General features: G+C 54.1%; 4 protein-coding genes. 1 reads left to right on the top strand and 3 read right to left on the bottom strand.

The genetic code is table 11. The annotated features are described in order from the left end of the window. Window positions 1-207: 207 nt before the first annotated feature. Entirely contained in the window at window positions 208-1,383 is a 1,176-nt protein-coding gene (locus ACWVCN_RS00710) for a PilT/PilU family type 4a pilus ATPase (RefSeq protein ID WP_455243584.1), read from the top strand. A 55-nt stretch (window positions 1,384-1,438) separates the two neighbouring features. Here ACWVCN_RS00710 and ACWVCN_RS00705 read toward each other — a convergent pair whose 3' ends face one another. The 3 genes from ACWVCN_RS00705 to ACWVCN_RS00695 all read right to left on the bottom strand — a co-directional run. Beyond that, on the bottom strand, window positions 1,439-1,912 hold the full coding sequence (locus ACWVCN_RS00705) for a hypothetical protein (protein ID WP_455243583.1): 474 nt from the start codon (window positions 1,910-1,912) through the stop codon (window positions 1,439-1,441). 107 nt (window positions 1,913-2,019) lie between these two features. Then, window positions 2,020-2,877, bottom strand: a complete 858-nt coding sequence (locus ACWVCN_RS00700; RefSeq protein ID WP_455243582.1) for a formylglycine-generating enzyme family protein — start codon at window positions 2,875-2,877, stop codon at window positions 2,020-2,022. A gap of 357 nt (window positions 2,878-3,234) precedes the next feature. Next, window positions 3,235-3,469 (bottom strand): hypothetical protein (locus ACWVCN_RS00695; RefSeq protein WP_455243581.1); only part of this gene is annotated, 235 nt, incomplete at its 5' end.

Below are 3,469 nucleotides of genomic sequence, written 5' to 3'. Positions count from 1 at the left end.
GCCAAACTACACCAAATTCCCGGCATTATGCAGGCCAGCCAAAAGGACGGGATGCAGACGATGGACATGGCGCTCGTCGACCTTGCAACACGGGGCATTGTGACGAAAGCCGAGGCCCAATCACGCAGTATGAACCCGAATCTGTTCGGGGCCTCTGCCTTCAGTGGAGCGGCTTAACATTTTCGAACAACCGAAACGAGGATCCGTATGGACGTTCGCACGCTGCTCAAAGTGATGGTCGACCAAGAAGCATCGGACATGTACTTGACCGTCGATGCCCCACCGACCTATCGGGTTCATGGCTCAACCACCGCCGCCAACATGCCGCCATTTACCAACGAACAGCTGGAGGCCTTAGCCCTGGCCTTGATGCGTGGTCAGCAGCGAGGGGAATTCGAAGAAAAGATGGAAATGAACTTGGCTCTGTACTACAAAGAGCTGGGTCGTTTTCGCGTCAACATCTTCCGCCAGCGAGGCAATGTCGGGCTCGTCTTTCGGCACATCAAAGCCGAAATTCAAACAGTCGAACAGCTTGCTCTTCCCCCCATCGTCAAAGACGTCGCCATGACCAAGCGAGGACTCGTTTTGGTCGTCGGCGCGACGGGATCGGGTAAATCGACAACACTCGCCGCGATGATTGATCACCGGAATTCGATCCATCCCGGGCACATCGTCACCGTCGAGGACCCGATCGAGTTCGTTCACAATCACAAAAGGTCGCTCATCACCCAGCGGGAAGTCGGATTTGACACCTTGTCGTTTCAGAACGCCTTAAAGAATACGCTACGCCAAGCACCGGATGTCATTCTCATCGGCGAAATCAGAGATACAGAAACCATGGAAGCCGCAATCACTTTCGCGGAAACCGGACACCTCTGCATCGGCACCCTGCACTCGAACAATGCAAACCAAGCGATTGAGCGCATCATGAACTTCTTCCCGGTCGAGCGCCACGCGCAAATTTATCTCCAGTTGTCGCTGAATCTCAGAGCCATTATCTCCCAGCGGCTTATTCCATCGACAGACGGCAAACGCGTGCCGGCATTGGAAATCATGATGGATACGCCGCGCGTCAAAGATCTGATCAAGAAGGCCGAGGTCGATACGTTGAAGGAGGCCATGGAGCAAGGAATTGATGAAGGCTGTCAAACATTCGACTACGTGCTCCTCCAGCTCTACAAAGAAGAGAAGATCTCACTGGAGCAAGCGCTCATCAACGCCGACAGCGCCAACAATCTTCGACTGAAGATCAAGCTCGAAGGGCTGAAAGGCGACGAAGCTGTCAATGCTCTCCTGGACAAAAAATCATCCGGACCTGGTGAAAGCGCTTTCAAGATTCAAGGAGGAAGTTCGAGCAACGTCACCCCGCTCCGAAAACGCTAGAGCAACTTTGCTCTGAGTATCTACGTCATTCGCCTGCTATCACCCGGATGGCTCGTCAGTTCGTGGAACCGAGACCTCCCTCCTTTTGTCTCTCCAGGTAGAAAGCAATCTTTTCCAAGCCCAGTGCACTCAACTTCGTGCCATACCATGTCGGCATCGTGTCCGGCGGATAGCCAGGTACGATAAAGACGCCCGGCTCGACGACCGACTCAATCACATATTCGCGGACAGTTTTAGCCCGGCCTTGGTACAAGGGATCCCGCAATCGATTCACTCCCGTCGTGCCTAACAAGAGCGGAGGACCAACCCGGCCTTCCGCCCCATTTATGCCCGGGATCATATGACATACTGGGCAACCGGCTTTGATAAAAATGGCCTCGACGGCTTCCTCGCCCGTGACCAGTGGTACGGACTCGGGAACCAACGAAACACTCGCCTGGGGAGTGACGGCTGGAGAAGGTTCTTTGGCGCTGCGAAACGCCCAGATCAAGCCGATAGCCAAAGCGGCCAAGACCAGAACGCTAACCATTCGGTCCGTCATTGAGTGAAAATTGGTAGACTCCTCAAAACCGCAGGGATGAAACTCCCAGTGTGCGTTGAGAAAGCAACTTACACAGATATTCCAAGTAGAGTCTCCTACTTGGCCGGAGTCATGGCACAGCGAAACCCGATCGTCCGATCTTCAAATTCGGGATCCGCTGAAAATCGAGCAGTGACACGCAAAGCCGCCGGCAAGTCGGCCCAAGATCCCCCACGAATCACACGTTTCTCACCTTTTGATGGTCCGGACGGATTCTTATCAGGACTCTTCTGGTAGTATTCACGGTCATACCAGTCAGCAACCCACTCAGCGGCGTTGCCGGCCATGTGAAAAAGACCATAGGGGCTCTTACCCCCTTCCTTCAACCCGTGTCGTACACTCATCCCTTCAAGTCCGCTTTCTACAGGAACCAGGGTAATCGCTTCGCTAACCCACACTCCCCTATTGTAGTTCGCGATGTCGACAAACGGTTGCATGTGCCCCCAGGGATACCTCCTGCCATCCGTTCCCCTGGCTGCCTTTTCCCACTCCGCTTCTGTCGGAAGCCGTCTTCCAGCCGATTGGCAATAGGCCGCCGCGTCCGTCCATTTAATCCCCACAGCTGGACGATCTCCCACTGCCGTAGCCGCTTCCTCATCCCACGTTGGAGGTGAATCACGATGCTTCGCTTCTAAAAACGTACCATAACGGGTCATTGTGACTTCGTATAGATCGATGTAATAGGCATCAAGCGTAACGGTGTGCTCCGGTCGCTCGTTCGGCAACCCATCGTTCGTTCCCATCGTAAAAGGTCCGGCAGAGATCAAGACCATCGGCGCTCCATCTTGTCCTTTTATGGTTTCAACGGCAGGAGCTTGTCCATCCTGTGCCGACTGAGCAGGATCCACAACAAGCGAGAGTACTGCGGTAAACAAGATGGCCGGAAACCAATGCAACCTGCTCCGTGTTTCCATAATCCCTTCCTTTCTCAAGCTTGAGCAGACGAATAGACCTCCGCACCGCCTGGTCAGTCTACCCAGCTTGAAGCACAAACTCAATGGAATGAACCGGATGGGTTACAGTTTTGCCGGTGGAACGATTGAAGGGCATGGTGTCCCACCTTATTGCCAATTGGAACCCCCTCCTCCACTGGCTTGGTGAGGTTAAGTTACTGAAGGAAACTTTCCTCCCAGAGGCATTGACCAATAAAAAGCGCCAGCTTCTAGCCGATTTACCTGCTCCTAGCTAATCCCTCTTGTGTTTGGAATCAGGATGCACAGGGGGCGACAGGTCGGGAACCGACATTGAACGGATGACCCGCGGTTTAGGAATTACCCCTGATCCAACCTCAGACCACCTAACCCCACAAGAAACCACAACACAGGGCCCTCCCGACATGGGGCCAGATGGGGCTGGTTTGTCCTGTCCTGGTAGCAGCGTGGTAGCAGACTCGATAGGTCCTGATGGCTCGTCGGGTCAATCGCGATCAGGTCCAGGGAATTAGAGACGGAATGAGGTGCGGAAGCGGTGGCCCCAAAAAAAACAAACGCGGAGAAGATCGCGTCG

This window comes from Petrachloros mirabilis, from assembly GCF_975968855.1.
Note: the sequence above shows the minus strand (reverse complement) of the source record. Positions and strands in the feature narration are given on the sequence as shown.